The 18828-nt window shown below is 62.7% G+C and carries 21 protein-coding genes; 14 read left to right on the plus strand and 7 right to left on the minus strand.

The features are described 5' to 3' along the window. On the minus strand, positions 1-231 hold a 231-nt coding region (locus tag Q362_RS21105; RefSeq protein ID WP_211248514.1), incomplete at its 3' end, for a transposase. Positions 232-388: 157 nt separating this feature from the next. Here Q362_RS21105 and Q362_RS0115515 point away from each other — a divergent pair. From Q362_RS0115515 to Q362_RS22445, 4 genes are read left to right on the plus strand one after another with little or no spacing between them, the layout of a single operon-like run. Then, a complete protein-coding gene (locus tag Q362_RS0115515) occupies positions 389-1714 on the plus strand; it encodes a GMC family oxidoreductase N-terminal domain-containing protein (protein ID WP_084312861.1) in 1326 nt (441 codons plus the stop codon). A gap of 8 nt (positions 1715-1722) precedes the next feature. Next, positions 1723-2904, plus strand: coding sequence for a Gfo/Idh/MocA family oxidoreductase (locus Q362_RS21110; protein ID WP_084312863.1), 1182 nt, complete (start codon positions 1723-1725; stop codon positions 2902-2904). Next, a complete protein-coding gene (locus Q362_RS0115525) occupies positions 2895-3674 on the plus strand; it encodes a thioesterase II family protein (RefSeq protein WP_028319415.1) in 780 nt (259 codons plus the stop codon). The genes Q362_RS21110 and Q362_RS0115525 overlap by 10 nt, the downstream gene beginning before the upstream one ends. Then, a complete protein-coding gene (locus Q362_RS22445; protein WP_084312865.1) occupies positions 3665-4474 on the plus strand; it encodes a 4'-phosphopantetheinyl transferase family protein in 810 nt (269 codons plus the stop codon). The genes Q362_RS0115525 and Q362_RS22445 overlap by 10 nt, the downstream gene beginning before the upstream one ends. 22 nt (positions 4475-4496) lie before the next feature. Here the strand turns inward: Q362_RS22445 and malQ are convergent, their stop codons facing one another. Then, complete coding sequence (gene malQ, locus Q362_RS0115535; RefSeq protein WP_035217035.1) at positions 4497-6077, minus strand: 4-alpha-glucanotransferase; 1581 nt, start codon at positions 6075-6077, stop codon at positions 4497-4499. A gap of 193 nt (positions 6078-6270) precedes the next feature. Here malQ and Q362_RS0115540 point away from each other — a divergent pair, with 193 nt between their 5' ends. From Q362_RS0115540 to Q362_RS0115580, 9 genes are all read left to right on the plus strand, one after another. After that, positions 6271-7590: a sigma-70 family RNA polymerase sigma factor gene (locus Q362_RS0115540; RefSeq protein WP_028319417.1), complete on the plus strand. Its 1320-nt coding sequence runs from the start codon at positions 6271-6273 to the stop codon at positions 7588-7590. 77 nt (positions 7591-7667) lie between these two features. After that, positions 7668-8762, plus strand: a complete 1095-nt coding sequence (mqnE, locus tag Q362_RS0115545) for an aminofutalosine synthase MqnE (protein ID WP_035217036.1) — start codon at positions 7668-7670, stop codon at positions 8760-8762. After that, positions 8743-9828: a cyclic dehypoxanthinyl futalosine synthase gene (gene mqnC, locus Q362_RS0115550; RefSeq protein ID WP_245590248.1), complete on the plus strand. Its 1086-nt coding sequence runs from the start codon at positions 8743-8745 to the stop codon at positions 9826-9828. Before mqnE ends, mqnC begins: the two co-directional genes overlap by 20 nt. Continuing rightward, positions 9828-11054: an amidohydrolase family protein gene (locus Q362_RS0115555; protein WP_028319420.1), complete on the plus strand. Its 1227-nt coding sequence runs from the start codon at positions 9828-9830 to the stop codon at positions 11052-11054. The genes mqnC and Q362_RS0115555 overlap by 1 nt, the downstream gene beginning before the upstream one ends. Before the next feature lie 30 nt (positions 11055-11084). Beyond that, positions 11085-11894, plus strand: coding sequence for a menaquinone biosynthetic enzyme MqnA/MqnD family protein (locus tag Q362_RS0115560; protein ID WP_245590249.1), 810 nt, complete (start codon positions 11085-11087; stop codon positions 11892-11894). 39 nt (positions 11895-11933) lie between these two features. Next, positions 11934-12653: a ubiquinone/menaquinone biosynthesis methyltransferase gene (locus tag Q362_RS0115565; RefSeq protein ID WP_028319422.1), complete on the plus strand. Its 720-nt coding sequence runs from the start codon at positions 11934-11936 to the stop codon at positions 12651-12653. A gap of 2 nt (positions 12654-12655) precedes the next feature. Further along, positions 12656-13228 (plus strand): UbiX family flavin prenyltransferase, encoded by a 573-nt coding sequence (locus Q362_RS0115570; RefSeq protein ID WP_028319423.1) that lies wholly within the window; start codon positions 12656-12658, stop codon positions 13226-13228. Between the two features lie 2 nt (positions 13229-13230). Continuing rightward, on the plus strand, positions 13231-14088 hold the full coding sequence (locus Q362_RS0115575) for a UbiA-like polyprenyltransferase (protein WP_028319424.1): 858 nt from the start codon (positions 13231-13233) through the stop codon (positions 14086-14088). Between the two features lies 1 nt (position 14089). Beyond that, a complete protein-coding gene (locus tag Q362_RS0115580) occupies positions 14090-14917 on the plus strand; it encodes a DUF3108 domain-containing protein (protein WP_051554395.1) in 828 nt (275 codons plus the stop codon). 33 nt (positions 14918-14950) lie between these two features. Here Q362_RS0115580 and Q362_RS0115585 read toward each other — a convergent pair whose 3' ends face one another. Next, the gene (locus Q362_RS0115585) at positions 14951-15349 is read right to left on the minus strand and encodes an Hsp20/alpha crystallin family protein (protein ID WP_028319426.1); all 399 of its coding nucleotides are present in this window, start codon (positions 15347-15349) and stop codon (positions 14951-14953) included. A gap of 11 nt (positions 15350-15360) precedes the next feature. Next, on the minus strand, positions 15361-15816 hold the full coding sequence (locus Q362_RS0115590) for an Hsp20/alpha crystallin family protein (RefSeq protein WP_028319427.1): 456 nt from the start codon (positions 15814-15816) through the stop codon (positions 15361-15363). Positions 15817-15991: 175 nt separating this feature from the next. Between Q362_RS0115590 and Q362_RS0115595 the strand changes: the two genes are divergently transcribed. Then, positions 15992-16882 (plus strand): phosphoribosylaminoimidazolesuccinocarboxamide synthase, encoded by an 891-nt coding sequence (locus Q362_RS0115595; protein ID WP_028319428.1) that lies wholly within the window; start codon positions 15992-15994, stop codon positions 16880-16882. A gap of 17 nt (positions 16883-16899) precedes the next feature. Here the strand turns inward: Q362_RS0115595 and Q362_RS21120 are convergent, their stop codons facing one another. From Q362_RS21120 to Q362_RS0115610, 3 genes are read right to left on the minus strand one after another with little or no spacing between them, the layout of a single operon-like run. Further along, complete coding sequence (locus Q362_RS21120; RefSeq protein WP_051554396.1) at positions 16900-17193, minus strand: RNA-binding S4 domain-containing protein; 294 nt, start codon at positions 17191-17193, stop codon at positions 16900-16902. Positions 17194-17238: 45 nt separating this feature from the next. Next, on the minus strand, positions 17239-18108 hold the full coding sequence (locus tag Q362_RS0115605) for a radical SAM protein (RefSeq protein WP_028319429.1): 870 nt from the start codon (positions 18106-18108) through the stop codon (positions 17239-17241). 30 nt (positions 18109-18138) lie between these two features. Beyond that, a complete protein-coding gene (locus Q362_RS0115610) occupies positions 18139-18795 on the minus strand; it encodes a histidinol phosphate phosphatase domain-containing protein (RefSeq protein WP_028319430.1) in 657 nt (218 codons plus the stop codon). Between the last annotated feature and the right edge of the window lie 33 nt (positions 18796-18828).

The raw sequence follows: 18828 nt of genomic DNA on the forward strand, positions 1-18828 counted from the left end.
ACCTTCCAGGTAGCCGATGAACAGCATCCGAAAATAGACTCCGGGCGGAATGGAGGGCCTTCCCTTGCTGGCAAAACACGGGGCGCAGAGCTCTTCCGCCCAAGAGTCGAAACCATCCTTGGCGAGAAGATCGTTGAGCCGGGAGTAAAAGGGATGCCCTTGGCCCTTGGGAAGCTGATGCTGGTTGACCCACATTGTCTGTTGCTTGGGTTTGCGTCTACCAATCGCCATACGGTAATAACTCCTTGTTGTGAAATGATAAAATCAATTTACCGCACATGGGGATTGGGGCAATAGGTTTTACAGGGTTACGGGGTTTTTCAACGGGCTGATAAACAAACAGTAGAATGGATGCTGATTCCAGGTATTTTTTAATGAGGATATCCGTATGACGAATACAGAGACAATGACCACCGAGGTGGTGGTGGTCGGTTCGGGCCCGGGCGGGGCGGCGGTGGCCAGGAAACTGAGTGCAGCCGGCAGGCGGGTGCTCATCCTGGAGTGGGGGGACGACAACCCACCGGAACCGGGACTGTTTCCCAACCCAACCCGCTATTTCGGCGGCCTGCGCCTGATGAAGCACAGCATCATGAAAACTTCCTCTGCGCCGGTCATGAAAATGGTGCGGGGGCTGACCACCGGCGGCAGCACCATGATGTACGCCGGTGTCTGCGAGGAGGCGCCTCCGGAAAAATTCGCGGCGCATGGCATCGACCTTGACGACGAGATCCGGGCCATCAAAAAAGATATCGTCATCAGGCCGCTGGCGGACGAACAACTGGGGGAAAAGGCGAGGATGCTCGCGCAGTCGGCCCGGCAGCTCGGATTGCCCTGGAAGAACTGCGACCGGTTCTTCCTCGATCCGGCCAAGTTCCGCCAAGGCTCTTTGTTCATGGGCGACCGGACCGGCGCGCGCTGGGATGCCCGCCGCTGGGTGCTCGATGCGGTCGGCCATGGCGCCACTCTGCTGAATGGAACCCGTTGCGAGAAGGTGCTGATCGAACAGAACCGGGCCATCGGGGTGCAGGCCGTGGACAGGAACAAGGGCGCCCTGCGGATTCAGGCCGACACCGTCGTTCTCGCGGCGGGCGGCATCGGCTCGCCGCAGATCCTGAGAAACTCGGGACTGGCCGAGGCCGGCCAGTCCCTGTGCAACGACCCCTATCTGATCGCCTTCGGCTATGTCGGCAAGGACAGGCGGCTGTCCGGCCGGGGCGAGTCCAACCGGCAGGCAGGGGTGCTGCTCGACGGCGGCGTGACCTTGGCCGACGCCACGGTGCCGGGCATGGTGTACATGCAGATGCTGAAAGAGCAGGGCATCCGGGGCCGGATGTTCGCCGGCCGGCAGGCCTTGTCGCTCCTGGTCGAGATCGCCGACGACAGCGACGGCTCGCTCGATGCCGAAGGCGGCATTTGCAAGCACCTGACCGCGCGCGACCTCGAAAAACTCGAATACGGCAAGCGCGTGGCCCGTGACATCCTGCAACATGCCGGGGCGCGCGACATCTGGTTTTCCCGGATCGCGGCGGTCCATCCGGCCGGAACCTGCCGGATCGGCGAGATTGTCGATGCCGATCTGAAGACGCGGTTCGACAATGTCTATGTGGCCGATGCCAGCGTGCTGCCCGAATCCCTGGCCGTGCCGCCGGTGCTGACCATTCTCGCCCTGGGTGGACGGCTGGCCGGCCATCTTCTGCGGACCGGGCAAGGCTGAGGGGCGAGATGAAACGACAACCGAGGGTGTTGGTCTGCGGCACGAACTACGGCCGTTTTTATCTTTCCGCCTTTGTGCAGCGGTCGTGCGATATGGAACTCGCCGGCATCCTGGCGGCGGGCAGCGCCCGTTCGCGGACCCTGGCGAACGAACTCGGCGTGCCCCTGTACACGGAAACCGGACAACTGCCCGCAGATATCGACATGGCCTGCGTGGCCGTCAAATCGACCCTGCTGGGCGGCAACGGTACTCGGATCGCCATGGAACTGTTGCGCCGGGGGATCCATGTCGTGCAGGAGCATCCGCTCCATCCCGCGGATCTGCGGGAATGCCTGCAACTGTCGCGCCGGCTGGGGGTGCAGTACCATGTCAACAGCCACTTCGCCCATATCCGGGCGGTGCAGACCTTCATCGATTATGTGCGGCAGAGCGGCAGGCACGAGCGGCCGCTGTTCATCGACATCACCACCGCGCTGCCGTACTCGGCCCTGGACATCGTGGGCCAGGCCCTGGGCGGTTTCGAGCCGTTCGCCCTGAACGGGCCGCCCGCCTGGGAACCGTCCGCTGTCGCGGCCCTGCGGATCGGATGCGTGCCGTTCAAAAGTATCGAGGGCGTGCTCGCCGGCATTCCGGCGTACCTCAGAATACAGCAGTATTTCGATCCGGACGATGCGGTGCACAACTACCTCGTCATGCACCGCATCTGCATCGGTTCGGAAAGCGGCAACGTGTCCCTGCTCAGTCCCTTCGGTCCCGTGATCTGGGCCCAGGGATATCCCCGGTCGAGCCGGCAAGCGCCGGATTCCGGGGAAGGGGCGCCGGACACGATCATGTCCCGTCATTTTCACGCCGGCCGCCGAGCCGGTCGTCAGCCGACGACGGTACAATTTACGCCGGGGGATGCGCCGTCGTATGCCGACATCTTCGCCACGCACTGGCCGGAAGGCATCCTGGCCGCGCTCGCCGTGCTGAGGCACGCTGCCGATTCCGGGGAGACGCCCGTGTTTCAGAGCGAGCCCTACCTGTTGCAGCTCGCCGGCCTGTGGGTGGACGTAATGCGGCAGTGCGGCAAGGCGCAGCATGTCCGCCGGAAAGAAGAGGTCCACGCCGAACCGGACCCGGTCCGCTACAGGGAGCACCGTCTCTCTTCGGACATCGGCGACCGCACGAGGAGCCTGGTATGCGAATGAACGATTACAACGGCACGTCCTGGATATTTCCGCCGTCGCCCGGCGCAGACCCTGATTTCAGGCTGTTCTGCTTTCCCTATGCGGGGGGAGGCGCATCGATCTTCCGGCAGTGGCAGGAGAAGATGCCGCCCGGTGTGCAGGTCTGCGGCGTGCAGCTGCCCGGACGGGAAAACAGGATCACCGAGGCCCCCTGCACCGATCTTCTGCTGCTTGTGGAGCGTATATTTGCCGGATTGCGGCCTCTCATGGACCGGCCCTTTGCCTTCTTCGGCCACAGCCTGGGCGCCAAGCTCGCCTTTGAACTGGCCCGTCTCCTGCGGAAAAGGAGTCAGCCGCAACCTCGGCATCTCTTCATCGCCGGCAGCCGCGCTCCGCATCTGCGGGAACCGCGGCCGCTCCATCATCTGCCGGAACACCTTTTCATCGAGGAATTGCGGCGCTATGCGGCCACGCCCGATGTACTCCTGGAGAACAGGGAGCTGATGGCCTTTTATCTGCCCCTTCTCCGGGCGGACTTCACCGTGGACGAAACCTATGTCCATAGTGCGGGCACACCGTTGCAATGTCCGCTCACCGTGTACGGCGGTTTGGACGACAGAGAAGTGGCGCCGGGGGAACTCGAGGCCTGGCAACAGCACAGCACCGGTGCTTTTTGCTGCCGCATGTTCGCGGGTAATCACTTTTTCATCAAAAGCGCGCAGGATCTCGTGCTCGAAGAGCTGCATCGCGACATTTCCGGCCTGCTGCGACGGTCGGAAACGTGCCGATAATTGCCCGCATCTCCGGGACCAGGCCGTATCGGGGCGGGCGGGAAGCAGGCGCACCGGTGGAGACCATCTGCTTCCGCCGCCTGGAACGGGAACAGCTGCTGTCCCCCGAAACGGACGTTTTGGGCGGCAATGCCGTTCATGTCTACCTGTTCTTGTGCGACGTTCCCCGCTCCTTCCTGGAACAAGCGAGCCTCGGGCTCTCGGCTGACGAACGGCTGAAGGCGGCTGGGTTGCATCTTTTGCAGGACCGGTGCTGTTTTCTCCTCGGCAGGGTGGTGCTGCGACGATTGCTGGCGCACCATCTGGGCATCCGGCCCGACGAGGTGCGGTTTTCCCGCAACGCCTGGGGCAAACCGCTGCTGGCCGGGACACGGGACGGGCACGGGCTGTCGTTCAACGTGTCCCATGCCCGTTGGTTGGCCTGCATAGCGCTGACCCGGGGCCGCAGGGTCGGGGTTGACGTGGAATATATCCGCGACGTTCCGGAGTACGAGGAGATTGTGCACTCGTTTTTCACCGCCAGGGAATACGATGCCATGCAGCAACGCGTCGCTGCCGAGCGGCAAACCTTCTTTTTTTCGCTCTGGAGTCGGAAAGAAGCCTTTGTCAAGGCCACGGGCGAGGGGTTGAGCCGCCCGCTCGATTCGTTTGAACTGCCGCCCGTGGATGTGCTGTCTCCGTTCGATCCGCATCACGACATGCAGGTGCAACCGTCCCGCATGCCAGGATGGACGATGGTTTCTTTTGTCCCGGCGCCCGGATGTGTCGGCGCCCTGGCTGTCGCCGAAGCACACCCTTGACCTTGAAGATCGAGAAAACGGGTCAGGGATCCTGCGTGGCGCCGGTTTGGCAATCGGATTCCGGCGGCACCCTGCCGAACAGGGTGGTCAGGTCGGACAGCCAGGCGGCGACGTCCTTGTTGACGAACCGTTCGGCGCACCGCCATTGCCAGTTGCCGGCGAGCACGCCGGGGGTGTTCAGCCGGCAGTCATTGCCGAAGCCGAGCACGTCCTGCATCGGCAGGATGGCGAGATTGGCGGGCGAGGCCAGGGCAAGGTGGATCAATTCCTGGTGGAAGGAACCGGCATGATCGTCGCTGCGGTTGGCGAACCGTTTGGCCCTTCGCTTGCTTTCCCGGGTCACGTCGGGATTGAGGAACCAGCCGACGGCCGTGTCGTTGTCGTGGGTCCCCGTGTACACCACGCTGTTTTTCTCCGTGTTGTAGGGAAGATAACTGTTGCGGGGATCGCCGTCGAAGGCAAAGAGCAGCACCTTCATTCCCGGATAGCCAAGCGTGTCCCGTAAGGTGGCCACATCCGGAGTGATCAGGCCGAGATCCTCGGCAATGATCGACATCCCGCCCAGCCGCCGGTCCATCTCCTCGAAAAAGGGCTGCCCCGGTCCCGGCAGCCAGCGGCCGTTCAGGGCCGTCTCTTCCTCGGCCGGGACGGCCCAATAGGCTGCAAACCCGCGAAAATGATCGATGCGGAGCGTATCAGTCAGCATGAAATTGAGCCGCAGGCGCTGCTCCCACCAATCCCAGAGCCGGTCCCGAATCAGGTCGTCCCCGGTCGTCCAGCGATACAGCGGATTGCCCCACCGCTGCCCGGTGGCGCTGAAGTAATCGGGTGGCACCCCGGCAACATCGGTCGGCAGACCGGTTTCGCGGTCGAGCTGAAAGATGTCCTGGTTGGCCCACGCATCGGCACTGTCCAGCGCCACGTAAATGGGCAGATCGCCGATGAGCCGAATGCCCTGCCGGCGGGCGTGGTCGCGAAGGTGTTGCCACTGGCCGAAAAACAGGTATTGCTCGAACACGACGGCATCGACCTGCTCCCGCATCGCACGTCGAGCCGCGGCGAGGGCCGTGGGGCGCCGGTGCCGGATCTCCTCCGGCCAGCCGTACCACGGCTTCCCCTGGTGGCGCTGTTTGAGGGCGACGAACAGCGCATAATCGAGACACCAGGGATGGGTTGCGGCAAACGTCTCCAGAATGTCGGGCCAGTCGGAACGAAGCTGGAACCGCTGCCAGGCCAGGGCGAGGATGCCCGCTTTGTGGCGGGCGACCAGGTGATAGTCGACGCTGTATTCGGAACAATCCGGCGGCAGAATCTCCCGCCTCCGCACCAAACCTTGTTCCACCAGGAGGTCGGGGTTGATTAAAAGGGGGGAGCCGGCAAAGGCGGACGGGCTCATGTAGGGGGAATTGCCGAACAAGGGGCTGGTGGGGCCAAGGGGCAGGATCTGCCAGCAGCTTTGGCCGGCCGCTTTGAGGAAATCGATGAACCGCAGGGCGGCATGGCCCAGATCGCCGATGCCGTGGGGGCCCGGAAGCGAGAAAATCGGCAGCAGAATTCCGCTTGACCTTTGTCTGAGGATGTTTACCACTGTACAATTATTCATACCCTGATTTTCCCGTCCATGGCGCAAGGGCGGTCGCATTGTTTGGCGCCCGTTCAATAACGAGGTGATGTCTCTGCTTTTTTCGCATGAAAAACACTCTCCCGTTGCATTTTTCCCCTGAAAGAGTATTCTATAAAATTCTTTTTGTCTTTAAAACCTTTGTGTCCACGCACAAATAGAAAGGAGAAGGCAGGTGCTCTCTGGTATAAAAAATGACCTTCTTGAGGCCGGCAAAGACGAAGGCTGTATCACCTTTCAACATCTCAACGAGCTTCTCCCCGAGCAGATAAAGGATCCGGGGGCCATCGAAGAACTGTTCGATTTTCTGGGCGAAAACAATATCGAGATTGTCACCCAGGAAGAATCGGGCAAGCGCAAGACCCTTTCCGGCGAAGAGTGGACCGGGAAGAAAAGCGGCGAGGAAGAAACGGTTTCCGACAGCCTGCCCGACAGCGAAGAACACGAATCCGAGGAAACCACCACCACCTACCTGCGGGAAATGGGGCAGTTCGACCTGCTGACCCCGGAAGAGGAAGCAAAGTATTCCAAAACGATCCGGGAAGGTTTCGATGCCATCATCGATGCCATCCGGCAGGACCAGTCCGGCGTGTCCGAGATCAAGATGCTGGTCGACCGCATCGACCTCTGGCAGCGCCGCGATCCGACGCTCAAGCCAAAGAAACAACAGCTCAACTACATGCGTCACTGCGTCAGCATCGCCAACCGGAACTATCCGGACAGGCGCGAGTTGTTCGAGCTGAGCACCAAGATCGAGGCCTATAACCGCTCGATCGAATTCGCCAAGGATTCGATGATCCGGGCCAACCTCCGCCTGGTGGTCTCCATTGCCAAGCGGTACATGCATCAGGGCCTGACCCTGGCCGACCTGATCCAGGAAGGCAATCTCGGTCTGATGCGGGCGGTGTTCCGCTTTGACTACAAAAAAGGCAACAAATTCTCCACCTACGCCTCCTGGTGGATTCGGCAAGCCATCACCAGGGCCATCCTCGACAAGACCCGCACCATCCGCCTGCCGGTGCATTTCCTGGAGTTGCGGAGCCAGTTTTTCAAGGCCTTTTATTCACTGCTCAAGGAACTGGGCCGCGAGCCGACCCCGGTTGAGATCTCCAAGATGACCGACTTGCCCATGGACAAGATCCTGGCCATCCTCGAGGCCTCCCGCGAGCCCATTTCCCTGGAGACCCCAGTGGGCGACGACGATTCGACCCTGGGCGATTTTCTCGAGAACCAGGAATCGGAGTCGCCCTACGATGCGGTCCAGAACCGGGAACTGGCCCATCGGGTGACCGAGGTGCTGTCGACCCTGACCGACCGCGAGGAAAAGATCATCCGCCTGCGGTTCGGCATCGGCGAAAAGGCGGAGTACACCCTGGAGGAGATCGGCAAGCGGTTCAACGTTTCCCGCGAGCGGATCCGGCAGATCGAGAAAAAGGCCCTCAACCGGTTGCGGCATTCCAGCCGCCGGGAAAAACTCCGTTTCTTCCTCGATTAGTTTTTTTGACTGTTGCTATCAACCCGAGCCCCTTATTTTAAGGGGCTTCTTTTTTTGCCCCGAGGCCCGCGCACGTGATGGACGCATATATCGAACAGGCCGGTTTAGGCCAGATTCTGGCCAAGGTCAGAAACGGCGAACGGTTGACGCTTGCCGACGGACAAACGCTCTACCGGCATCCCAATATTCTCGCCCTGGGCTACCTGGCCAACATCGTCCGGGAACGGCTGAACGACAATCTGGCTTTTTTTATCTATAATCAGCACGTCAACTATTCGAACATCTGCACCAATTTGTGCAAGTTCTGCGCCTTCGGCAAGGAAAAGGGCCACACCCTGTCCTATGAGATGACCGTGGCCGAGGTACAGGACAAGGTCAGGCAGCGGCTCGACGAGCCGATCACCGAAGTCCATATTGTCGGCGGCCTGCATCCCGACCTGCCATTTTCCTACTATATTGACATGTTGCGCGGGGTGAAAGAGGTGCGGCCGGATGTGCACATTCAGGCCTTCACCTGCGTCGAAATCCATCATCTCGCCCAGATGGCGCGGCTGTCCGTCGAAGAGACCCTACGCCAACTGGTCGATGCCGGTCTCGACTCGATGCCCGGCGGCGGTGCCGAGGTGTTCAGCCCGCGCATCCGCCAGGCGACCTGCGAACGGAAACTTTCCGGCGAGGGCTGGCTCGAGGTGGCCAAAACCGCGCACCGCTTGGGCCTGAAAACCAACGCCACCATGCTCTATGGCCACATCGAGACCGTTGACGAACGGCTCGAACATTTCGATGCCCTGCGGCGCGCACAAGACGAGACCGGCGGCTTCCTGGCCTTCATCCCCCTGGCCTTTCACCCCAAGAACACCAACATGGCGGAGCATGCCTCCACCACCGGTATCGACGATCTCAAAAACATCGCTGTTAGCCGGTTGATGCTCGACAATTTTCCCCACATCAAGGCCTACTGGGTGATGACCGGCCCCAAGCTGGCCCAGGTGGCCCTGGCCTTCGGCGCCGACGACATGGACGGCACGGTCAAGGAGGAGGTGATCACTCACATGGCCGGCGCGGAAACCGAGCAGGCGCTCGGCCACAAGACGCTGATCCGCCTGATCAAGGAGGCGGGCCGGCAGCCGGTGCAGCGCGACACCCTCTACAATGTCCTTGCCACCTACTGACGGTATGCTGCCGGCGATCATTGCAAAAATCGAGGCAGGCCAGCGGATTGACGGCAAGGAGTTCCTCTGCCTCGCGGAAAAGGCCAGCCTGAACCAACTGGGATTTCTGGCCCATGGCGTGCGCATGCGGCTGCATCCGGAACCGATGGTCACCTATGTGATCGACCGCAACATCAACTACACCGACATCTGCATCTCCGCCTGCAAGTTCTGCGCGTTTTTCAAGGCGCCGGAAGAGGATGGCGGCGGAGTGCTGACCAAAGCGGAACTGGCGCAGAAAATCGCCGAAACCCAGGCGCTGGGCGGCACCCAGATATTGCTTCAGGGCGGCCTTCACCCCGATCTGCCCCTGGATTTTTACGAGGACATGCTCCGGTTCATGAAGGCGACCGGCATCCATATCCACGGTTTCTCGCCGCCGGAAATCGTCCATTTCGCCAAGCTCTCCGGCCAGTCGATCGCCACGGTCATCCAGCGTCTGATGGCCGCCGGCCTCGATTCCATCCCCGGCGGCGGTGCCGAGATCCTCAGCAACCGGGTGCGGCGCGAGCTGGCCCCGAACAAGTGCGATGCCGATCAATGGATCGAGGTGATGGTCACGGCCCACGCCCTCGGCCTGCGCACCACCGCCACCATGATGTTCGGCCACATCGAAACCATGGCGGAACGGCTCGAACATCTGCAGCGGGTGCGCGACCTCCAGGATAAGACCGGCGGCTTCACCGCCTTCATCCCCTGGCCGTTCCAGCCCGACCATACCCCGCTGGCCGCGGCGCGCACCATCGACAAGACCACGGCGGTCAGCTATCTGCGCATGCTGGCCCTAAGCCGGATTTTTCTGGACAATGTTCGCAACATCCAGGCCTCCTGGGTGACTCAGGGGCCGAAGATCGCCCAGTTATCGCTCTTTTTCGGCGCCAACGACTTCGGCTCGACCATGATCGAGGAAAACGTGGTGGCCGCCGCCGGCGTCCATTTCCGCCTGTCGGAAGAGGAGATCAGGCGATTGGTCACCGACGCCGGTTTCAGGCCGCAGCAGCGGCTGATGGATTATACCCCGGTCTGATGGATAGAGATTCAATCCGCATCCACAGCGCTGCCTGGATCGTCCCAGTCGGAAGCGCTGCCATCAAAAACGGCGCGGTGGTCGTGGCCGGCGGCACCATCCTCGCGGTGGGCGAGCTCCCCCGCGTGCAACAGCAGTACCCCCAGGTGCCGGTCACCGAACATGGCCAGGCGGTGCTGACCCCGGCGCTGGTCAACGCGCACATCCATCTCGAACTCTCGCATCTGACCGCCCTGGCCGACGCGCCCCTCGACACCACCTTCACCGGCTGGATCAGCCGTCTGCTCCTGCTCCGCGACCGCCTCGGCGCGACCGGGGAAGAGGCCGAGCAAGCTGCCCGCCGCACCGCCGAACAACAGTATCGCACCGGGGTGGGCGTGCTGGCCGATATCGGCAATACCGCCATGGGCCGCACCCTGAGCGCCACCTTCCCCGGCCGCCTGTTGCCGTTCGTGGAATATCTCGGCCTGGCCGAACGCACCCTGGCCAAAAACGAACAGCGGTTGGCGCGGGAGGACGATTCTGCCTTCTGTTCCGGTCATGCCCCGTATTCCACCCATCCCCGCCTGCTGCGCCGGCTGAAGGAGCGGGCCAGGGCGCTGGGCCATATCTTTCCCATCCACACCGCCGAGCCGGCCGCCGAGGGCGAAATGATCCGGGAAGGAAAGGGCGAGATGGTGGAGTTCATCCGCCAGCGCGGTTTCTGGGACAACTCCTTCGTGCCCCGCGGCAGCGGCGGCACGATCCACTACTTCCGCGATCTCGATCTGCTCGACAGCCGCACCCTCTGCATCCACGCCATCCATGTCTCTGCCGAGGAGATCCGCATGATGGCCGGGGAGGGCGTCAAGGTCTGCCTGTGTCCCGGCAGCAACCAATTCCTGCGCACCGGCACGGCACCGGTGCGCGCCTATCTCGATCATGGTATGCTGCCGGCCCTGGGCACGGACAGCCTGGCCAGCAACCCACAGCTTTCGCTGTGGCGGGAAATGCGGCTTCTGGCCGAGGCGCAGCCAACGGTCGCGGCGGCCGAAATCTTTCGCATGGCCACTTTGGGCGGGGCTGCGGCCTTGGGCATGGAGAATCGCCTGGGAACACTGGCCGCCGGCAAGGAAGCGGATCTGCTGGCTGTGCCGCTGCCCATGGAGATGAAAAACGACGAACAGGTCTACCGGTTCCTGGTGGAAGACGGCGGCCGGACCGAACCGGAACGCATCAAGAATTAAGGGAAGTCTGGCAAGATGGCGCGCATTGGCATGGTGAACTACATAAACGTTGCCCCTATCTACGAGATGTGGAAGGAACGCGTTCTGCCCGCCGACTGGCAGGTGGTCGAGGGGCAGCCGAGCCGGTTGAACATCCTTTTGGCCGAAGACCAAATCGACATGGGCTTCGTCTCCTCCTACGCCTATGCCGCCCGGCCCGAGCGCTACCAGATCCTGGCCGACCTGTCGATCAGCGCCACCGGGCCGGTGGGCTCGGTGTTCCTGTTTTCCCGGATCGAACCCGAGGCCCTGGACAACAAACTGATCCGCCTGACCGGCCAGTCCGACACCTCCATCCGCCTGGTGAAAATCATCCTGGAGGAGTTCTACCGGGTCCGCCCCCGGTACGAGGTCGGCACGGTCTGCGGCGACGGCGTGCGGCTGGATGGGGTCAGCGCCGTGCTGGCCATCGGCGACGATGCCCTGCGGCTGCGGGTTGAAGGGAGCTATCCGGTTCAACTGGATCTCGGCGAGGTCTGGCATCGTACCACCGGTCTGCCCTTCGTGTTTTCGGTGTGCGCGGTGCGCGAGCCCTTCCTGGCCGCAGAGCCGGAAAACGCCAGGGCCATCCGCCGGACTCTGGTCGAATGCCGGCAGCAGGGCGCCCTGCGCATGGCCGAGATCTGCGACCGGGTCGCCCGGCGCATCCCCATGGACTGCGAGGCCTGTTCGGCCTATCTCATGGGCATCGAGCACGATCTCTCGCCGGTGAAATGCACGGCCCTGGAGCGGTTTTTTCAATATCTGATCGATCGGGGCGAGGCGCCGCCCGCGGCCCTGCCCCTGAAAATATTTCAATAAACCGGGTCGAGACCGATTGGTCTGACCGATAAGACGTGCATGAACGACATCCAATCCCCTGAGGCCAAGAAGAAATTCGTTCGCGAAAAATTTTCTTCGATCAGCGGGCGGTACGATCTCCTCAATTCGCTGCTCTCCCTCCAGATCGACCGGTACTGGCGCTGGCGGACCACACGGCTGCTGCGCGAATTTCCCGACGGCTGGGTGCTCGACCTCTGCGCCGGCACTTTGCCGCTCTCCTTGGAGTTGACCCGCCAGGCCAGGGCCAGGAAGGTGCTGGCCGTCGATTTCTGCGAGGACATGCTGCGGGCCGGGGCCACGGCGCTACCGGCCGACAACCGCCGGGACCGCATCGTTCCGGTCTGCGGCGACGGCGAGGTCATTCCAGCACCGACCAGCGCCTTCTGGGGTTGCACCGTGGCCTTCGGCGTGCGCAACCTGTCGCGCACCCTGCAGGGCCTGCGCGAGATGCACCGCGTGCTGCGGCCTGGTGGCAAGCTGCTCATTCTTGAATTTTCCCGGCCGACCAACCCGATCATCAAGCCGATCTACACCTTCTATCTGAACAAGGTGCTGCCGGCCATCGCCGGCCGGATCTCGGGGGACAAGGAGGCGTATCAGTACCTGGCCTCCTCGATCGCCGCCTTCTACGAGCCGGCAGAACTGCTGGCCATGATGCGCAAGGCCGGTTTCGCCACCGCAAGCCGGTTGCCGCTGACCTTCGGCATCGTTTCCATCTACATCGGCATCAAGGAGTAAGCATGGCGGAGCCTCGACGCATTCTTCTGGGCATCACCGGCGCCACCGGCATGCTCTATGTGCCGGCCCTGCTCGATTTGCTGGCGGACCAACAGATCGAGGTCCACGGCATCGCCTCCGAGGCGGGGCGCAAGGTGCTGGCCTTCGAGCTGGGCCTAATCCCGGAGCAACTGCCCCAGGTGAGCTGCTGGTTTGCTGCCGACGATTTCTTCGCCCCGCCGGCCTCCGGCTCCGCCCGCTACGACGCCATGGTGGTGCTGCCGTGCAGCATGGGCAGCCTGGCGGCCATTGCCAACGGCTACTGCGGCAACCTGCTCCACCGCAGCGCCGACGTCACCCTCAAGGAGCGGCGGCCCTTGCTGCTGGCTGTCCGGGAAACCCCGCTCAACCGCACCCATCTGCGCAACATGCTGGCCGCCCACGAGGCGGGTGCGATCATCTGCCCGCCCATGCCGTCGTTCTACCACCATCCGCGCACCACCGACGATCTGGCCCGCCACTTTGCCGCTCGCCTCTGCGACCTCTTGGGCGTTCCCGTGGCGGACGGCGCCATCGACCGCTGGCAGGAGGGATGAATATGTGGGGGAAGCTGAAAACGCTGTTGGAGATGATCAAGTTCGAACACACGGTGTTCGCCATGCCCTTTGCCCTGATGGGCGCCTTTCTCGCCGCGCGGGGGCTGCCCTCGTTGCGGGTGTTTTTCTGGGTGGTGCTGGCCATGGTCGGCGCCCGCACCTGCGCCATGGGCTTCAACCGCATCGCCGACCGCCGCTTCGACGCCGCCAATCCTCGCACCGCCGACCGCGCCCTGCCGGCCGGTCAGGTCAGCCTGTTCGAATCCTGGCTGATGGTGGTCGCGGCGGGCCTGCTCTTCTTTTTCGCCTGTTTCATGCTCAACACCCTGGCCCTGCAAATAGCGCCGGTGGCGCTCGGCCTGACGCTCTTTTACTCGCTCACCAAGCGGTTCACCTGGCTCTGCCACGTGGTGCTCGGCCTGGCGCTGGCCTTCTCGCCCCTAGGCGGCTGGGTGGCGGTCTCCGCCAGTTTCCAGGGGTATCCGTGGGTGCTGTCCCTGGGTGTACTGTTCTGGGTGGCCGGTTTCGACTGCGTCTATGCCTGCCTGGACGCCGATTTCGACCGCAAGGCCGGCCTGTTTTCCATGCCCGCCATCTTCGGCCGCCGCAACGGGTTTCGCATCGCCGTGGCCTTCCACGTGCTGGCCTTTGCCCTATTCACCCTGACCGGCATGCAGATGGGGCTCAATTACTGGTATTACGGCGGCATCGCGGTCACCGGCTTCGCCCTGTTCTACCAGCACCTGATCGTCAACCCCAGGGATCTTTCCCGCATCCAGCAGTCGTTTTTTTCCATGAACGGTCTGATCGCCCTGACCCTCCTCATTGCCACCTGCATCGCCCTGGCAACCGGTGACTGACATGCACCTTACCATCGTTTGTCTGCTGATGCTTTCCTTGAGCTGGGGTGGGGCGGCCGGCATCGCCGCCGGAGCCGAGGTCGTCGAGACCCGGTCCGACCAGGTCGATCCGGCGGTGCTCGCCGTCATCTTCTCCGGCTCGGAAACCCTGCATTATGCGGTCAGTTGGAGCGGCGGCGTCAAGATCGGCGATATCTACATGACGATCCAGAAGGAAAAGGACAGGGACGACGCCTATGTCATCGCGGCGAAGGTCAAGGATTACGGGCCGCTGGAGGTGTTCTATCCGGTGGATGACCGGTTCGCCAGCTACGTTTCCGGCCCGATGAAGCTGCCCTATCGCTACGAGGTCCACCAAAAGGAGGGCTTCGGCAGGGAAATCACCCGGCTCACCCGCTATGACCAGGCCAAACGGATGGTGTGGTATCGGAAAAACAAGGAGGCGGAACAGCAGCTCGAGATTGCCGGCTCAGTGTACAACGAGTTCGCCTCGTTTATCATCACCAGGGCCCTGGCCCTGAAGGAATCGGAACCCATCGTGGTGCCGACCTTTGCCGACAGAAAGCGGCACGAGGTCCAGGTGGCGCTGATCAAGCGGGAAGAACGCCAGACCGCGTTCGGCAGGAAGCCGACCCTGGTGGTCCAACCGAGGATGCAGTTCAAGGGGTTGTACGAGAAAAGCGGCGGCACCACGCTCTGGCTCACCGATGACCGCTGCCGGGTGCCGGTGGAGATTCACTCCAAGATCGTGATCGGCTCGCTGGTGGCGGAATTGGTCGACTACTCCAATTCCGCCTGTCCCGAGCTGGTCGCAGTGGAGAAACGTTGACAACGAGGAGTAACCGGGCGTCCGGCGCGATCATCAGCCGAGCTTGACCTCGATTTTCCTGGGCTGGGCCGGAACCGCCTTGGGCAGGCGCACGGTGAGGACGCCGTCGGCGAGCGTGGCGGCGATCTTCTCCTGATCGATGACCTCGGCCACGGTAAAGCGCCGGAGGTAATGCCCGACTTCGTACTCCTCGAGGACAAGCCGGCCGGGTTGCCCATGGGGAGCCCGATGCCCCTGGATGGTGAGGATGTTGTCCTCCAGGGACAGGTCGACGCCGTCCACGGTCACTCCCGGCATATCGGCGACCACTGTCACCTCCCGCTCGGTTTCGTAGATGTCGACGTGAGGGGCGAAATAGGTCTCGGTTTTGGTCGTTTCGTCGCCGGGTTGCGCCGCTTTCTTTTCCTGCACCTTTAATTCCTGTTCGCTCATGGCAGCCTCCTCTATTCGGCGGTGACGTGAATCTGGCGGGGGGTGACGGCGGAGGCCTTCATCAGGGTGATAATGAGAATGCCGTCCGCCAGCCGGGCTGCGACGTGCTCCGCGTCCACCTTGACCGGCAGGGCGATGGCCCGGCTGAAGCTGCCCGACTCGATTTCGCGGCGATGGTAGGAGACCCCGGCCTCGCTTTGCCGCCGGTCGCGCTTGCCCTGGAGGGTGAGGGTTTCCCCCTCGATGGACAGGTCGAGGTCCGCTGCCTTGACGCCGGGCAGTTCGGCGGTGACGATCAGCCGGTCAGCCTCCTCGTACATGTTGAGCGCAGGATAGACGTTGGCCCGGGGCCCCTTGCCTTTTTCGGCGTAGGACCGGGATAATTCGTCGAGTCCCTGACGGATGCGCTCGAATTCGGCCCAGGGGTTGCGGAATGTCGGCCGGTCGATGAAACGGACAAATGGCATGGGGCACCTCCTCGTTGGTGTTGTGGTTGGCGCGGTTCAGAAGAAATTGTAAGGTGCCGCCACGGCTTGTCAAGAGGAGGCCGGCGGAGCGAAAGACGGTTGCGTTTTGGGCCGCGAATGACCACAGTAGCGGCAGCGATCGTCAGGTTTATCAATCAAGCGAAGGAGCGAAACAATGAGCAAGGCTGTGATGGCCACCGAATGTCCGGACCTGCACCTGCTGCACCGGGGCAAGGTGCGCGACATGTACGAGATTCCCGGCCACCCCGACAAGCTGCTGATGGTGGCCACCGACCGGATTTCCGCCTACGACGTGGTCATGGCCGATCCCATCCCCGGCAAGGGCAGGATGCTGACCGAGATTTCCCTGTTCTGGTTCGGGCTGCTGGCCGACATCGTGCCCAACCACCTGATCAGCGCCGACATCGACCAGTTTCCCGCGATCTGCCACCCGTACCGCGATCAGTTGGAGGGACGCTCCATGCTGGTCAAGCGGACCAGGGTGGTGCCGATCGAATGCATAGTCCGGGGGTATCTGAGCGGCTCGTTCTGGAGCGCATACAAGAAGGGGACGACCGTGTGCGGTTTCGCCCTGCCTGCGGGGATGCGCGAGTCCGCCCCCTTTCCCCGGCCGCTGTTCACCCCCTCCACCAAGGCCGAGCAGGGGCTGCACGACGAGAATATTTCCATCGAGCGCATGCGGGAGTTGGTGGGCGCGGACCTGACCGAAAAGATGGCGGCCGCGAGCCTCGAACTCTACCGGCGCGCCGCCGAGTATGCCCGTACCAAGGGCATCATCATCGCGGACACCAAATTCGAGATGGGTCTGGACGGCGACACCCTTATTCTGGTCGACGAGGTGTTGACGCCGGATTCCTCGCGGTTTTGGCCCCTTGATCAGTACGAGCCCGGCAGGGGCCAGCCGAGCTTCGACAAGCAGTTTCTGCGGGACTATCTTTCCAGCCTCGACTGGAACAAACAACCGCCGCCGCCGCCGGTGCCGGTGGACATCCTGGAAAAGACCCGCAGCCGCTACCAGGAGGCTCAGGAGCGGCTGACCCGCTGATTTTTTTCTTTTTTCCTCTATTCCAAAGATGACCCGCCCTGTTCCGATTCGCCGCTGGCAGCGGAACAGGGCGGTTTCGCTACCACCCGCATCTCGACGCCGCAACAGACTACCCGGTCCCCCGGATAGAGCTTACGCCGTTTTCTCGATTCCACCGCACCGTTAACCGTCGCCAGCCCCTGGCTGATCAGATACCTCGCCTCGCCGCCGCTGGCGGCCAGATTCTCCCGCTTGAGCAGCTTGTCCAGTTCGATGTAGTCGGTGTCGATCACCGCCGACTGCACGGTTGTATTCGAATCGTTGGGCAGCATGGCAGGTTTTGCAGAGGCAGCAGGGGAGGGAAATGGCGCTTTTCGTCAGAGCGCCCGGAGAAATTCGGGCCGCAGCGACAGGTTGCCGGCCAGGGCCCGGTCGATCAGCTCCAGGGTCGCCTCCTTGTCGTCCGGGAGCTTTGCCCGCACCGGCAGGTAGTTGGAGGCATGGTTGGCGTGGAACAGGCCGTTTTTCAGATGGGTCGCGGCGATCATCGCACGCAGTTCGCGCAAAATGGACAAGGGGCCGGGAACCACAAAACGGCCGGCCTGGACATCGGCATATAGTTTGGTCTCCGGCTCGATCATCAGGCTGAGGGCGCCGACATATTCCGGATCGATGGCACTCAGCACCCGGCCGGTTGCCTCGGCATGGATCAGGGAGCGCTCGGCGCCGGCCACGCCCAAAAGGACGGTCACGGACAATTTGATACCGGCGGCCCTGGCCTTGCCCGCCATGGCAATCATGTCGGCGGCGGTCGCCCCTTTGTTGATGGCCGCCAGGGTCTGGTCGTCGCCGCTCTCCAGCCCCATGTAGGCGATGCCCAGTCCGAGGCGCCGCAACTCCTCCAGGTCTGCCACGGTTTTTGTCTTGAGACTTTTGCAGTTGGCATAGATGCCGACCCGGCTGACCCGCGGCAGGATCGCCTGGATCCGCTCGAGAATGGCCCGCAAGCGGGCCTGGGGCAGAATCAGGGCGTCGCCGTCGCAGAGAAAGAGCCGCCGGGCATGGGGAAAATGGCGGGCCGCGTAGTCGATGTCGGCAAAAACAATCTCCTCGGAGGTGATGGTGAATCGCTGCCCTTTGTACATGCCGCAGAAGGTGCATTTGTTGTGGGAGCAGCCGGTGGTGACCTGCAACAGAATGCTGTCCGCCTCGCTTGGCGGCCGATAGACAGTGCCCTGGTAGTACATGGCAATTGTATCGTTTTAGTTGGCAGCGCGTTACGAAAGAGGCGGCAACCGGTCGACCAGGGCGGCCATGTCGCGGCGAATGGCCTGATACCGCTCCCGGCTCAGACCGGCCCCCAAGCCCACGGTTTCCGCCATGGCCGCGGTGAGGAAATCGCCGGGACCATGCGCATCGGCATTGACCGCCAACAAAGCGCCGGTCCGTTCCGCCATCCGGGCCACATGGCCGTTGGTCAGGCTGTGCCCCTTGCGGCCGGACAGTTCCAGCAGGATATGGTTGCGGGCGGCCAGCACCGCTTCTTCCTCGGTGATGAAGCCCGGATGCGCCAAGATGTCGACGCCCGCCTCCAGTGCGGCCCGGTTGGTGCCGGTCAGGACCGGTTCCACCGGGGTTTCGCCGTGCACCACCACAATCTGGGCACCCAGGGCCCGTGCCTGGGCCGTCAGGGGACCGATAAGGGCAGGGGGAACGTGGGTCAGCTCGACACCGACAATCAACCGGGTCGTGGTGACCGGGTTCAAATCCTTCGCCGCTTTGAGCAGGGCTGGAATCAGGATATGGATGTTGGAGGAATCGGCGTGATCGGTGATGGCGATGGCCGCGTACCCGAGGACCTCGACCCGGCGGACATGCTCCGCCGGAACCAGGGCACCGTCACTGAAAAAAGTATGAGAATGAAGATCGATCATGCTCTTTCACCAAAATGAACGCAATTGTTCATG

Origin of the sequence: Desulfobulbus elongatus DSM 2908, assembly GCF_000621145.1 — a bacterium.
Classification (GTDB): domain Bacteria; phylum Desulfobacterota; class Desulfobulbia; order Desulfobulbales; family Desulfobulbaceae; genus Desulfobulbus; species Desulfobulbus elongatus.

Coding starts and splice junctions, on each gene's coding strand:
- mqnC (WP_245590248.1), top strand. CDS start 8,743: ATGTCCTTGCCACCTACTGACGGTATGCTGCCGGCGATCATTGCAAAA.
- Q362_RS21120 (WP_051554396.1), bottom strand. CDS start 17,193: ATGCTGCCCAACGATTCGAATACAACCGTGCAGTCGGCGGTGATCGAC.
- Q362_RS0115590 (WP_028319427.1), bottom strand. CDS start 15,816: ATGCCATTTGTCCGTTTCATCGACCGGCCGACATTCCGCAACCCCTGG.
- mqnE (WP_035217036.1), top strand. CDS start 7,668: ATGGACGCATATATCGAACAGGCCGGTTTAGGCCAGATTCTGGCCAAG.
- Q362_RS0115575 (WP_028319424.1), top strand. CDS start 13,231: ATGTGGGGGAAGCTGAAAACGCTGTTGGAGATGATCAAGTTCGAACAC.
- Q362_RS0115555 (WP_028319420.1), top strand. CDS start 9,828: ATGGATAGAGATTCAATCCGCATCCACAGCGCTGCCTGGATCGTCCCA.
- Q362_RS0115560 (WP_245590249.1), top strand. CDS start 11,085: ATGGTGAACTACATAAACGTTGCCCCTATCTACGAGATGTGGAAGGAA.
- Q362_RS0115605 (WP_028319429.1), bottom strand. CDS start 18,108: ATGTACTACCAGGGCACTGTCTATCGGCCGCCAAGCGAGGCGGACAGC.
- Q362_RS0115565 (WP_028319422.1), top strand. CDS start 11,934: ATGAACGACATCCAATCCCCTGAGGCCAAGAAGAAATTCGTTCGCGAA.
- Q362_RS0115515 (WP_084312861.1), top strand. CDS start 389: ATGACGAATACAGAGACAATGACCACCGAGGTGGTGGTGGTCGGTTCG.
- Q362_RS0115525 (WP_028319415.1), top strand. CDS start 2,895: ATGCGAATGAACGATTACAACGGCACGTCCTGGATATTTCCGCCGTCG.
- Q362_RS0115585 (WP_028319426.1), bottom strand. CDS start 15,349: ATGAGCGAACAGGAATTAAAGGTGCAGGAAAAGAAAGCGGCGCAACCC.
- Q362_RS0115610 (WP_028319430.1), bottom strand. CDS start 18,795: ATGATCGATCTTCATTCTCATACTTTTTTCAGTGACGGTGCCCTGGTT.
- Q362_RS21110 (WP_084312863.1), top strand. CDS start 1,723: ATGAAACGACAACCGAGGGTGTTGGTCTGCGGCACGAACTACGGCCGT.
- Q362_RS0115580 (WP_051554395.1), top strand. CDS start 14,090: ATGCACCTTACCATCGTTTGTCTGCTGATGCTTTCCTTGAGCTGGGGT.
- Q362_RS0115570 (WP_028319423.1), top strand. CDS start 12,656: ATGGCGGAGCCTCGACGCATTCTTCTGGGCATCACCGGCGCCACCGGC.
- malQ (WP_035217035.1), bottom strand. CDS start 6,077: ATGAATAATTGTACAGTGGTAAACATCCTCAGACAAAGGTCAAGCGGA.
- Q362_RS0115595 (WP_028319428.1), top strand. CDS start 15,992: ATGAGCAAGGCTGTGATGGCCACCGAATGTCCGGACCTGCACCTGCTG.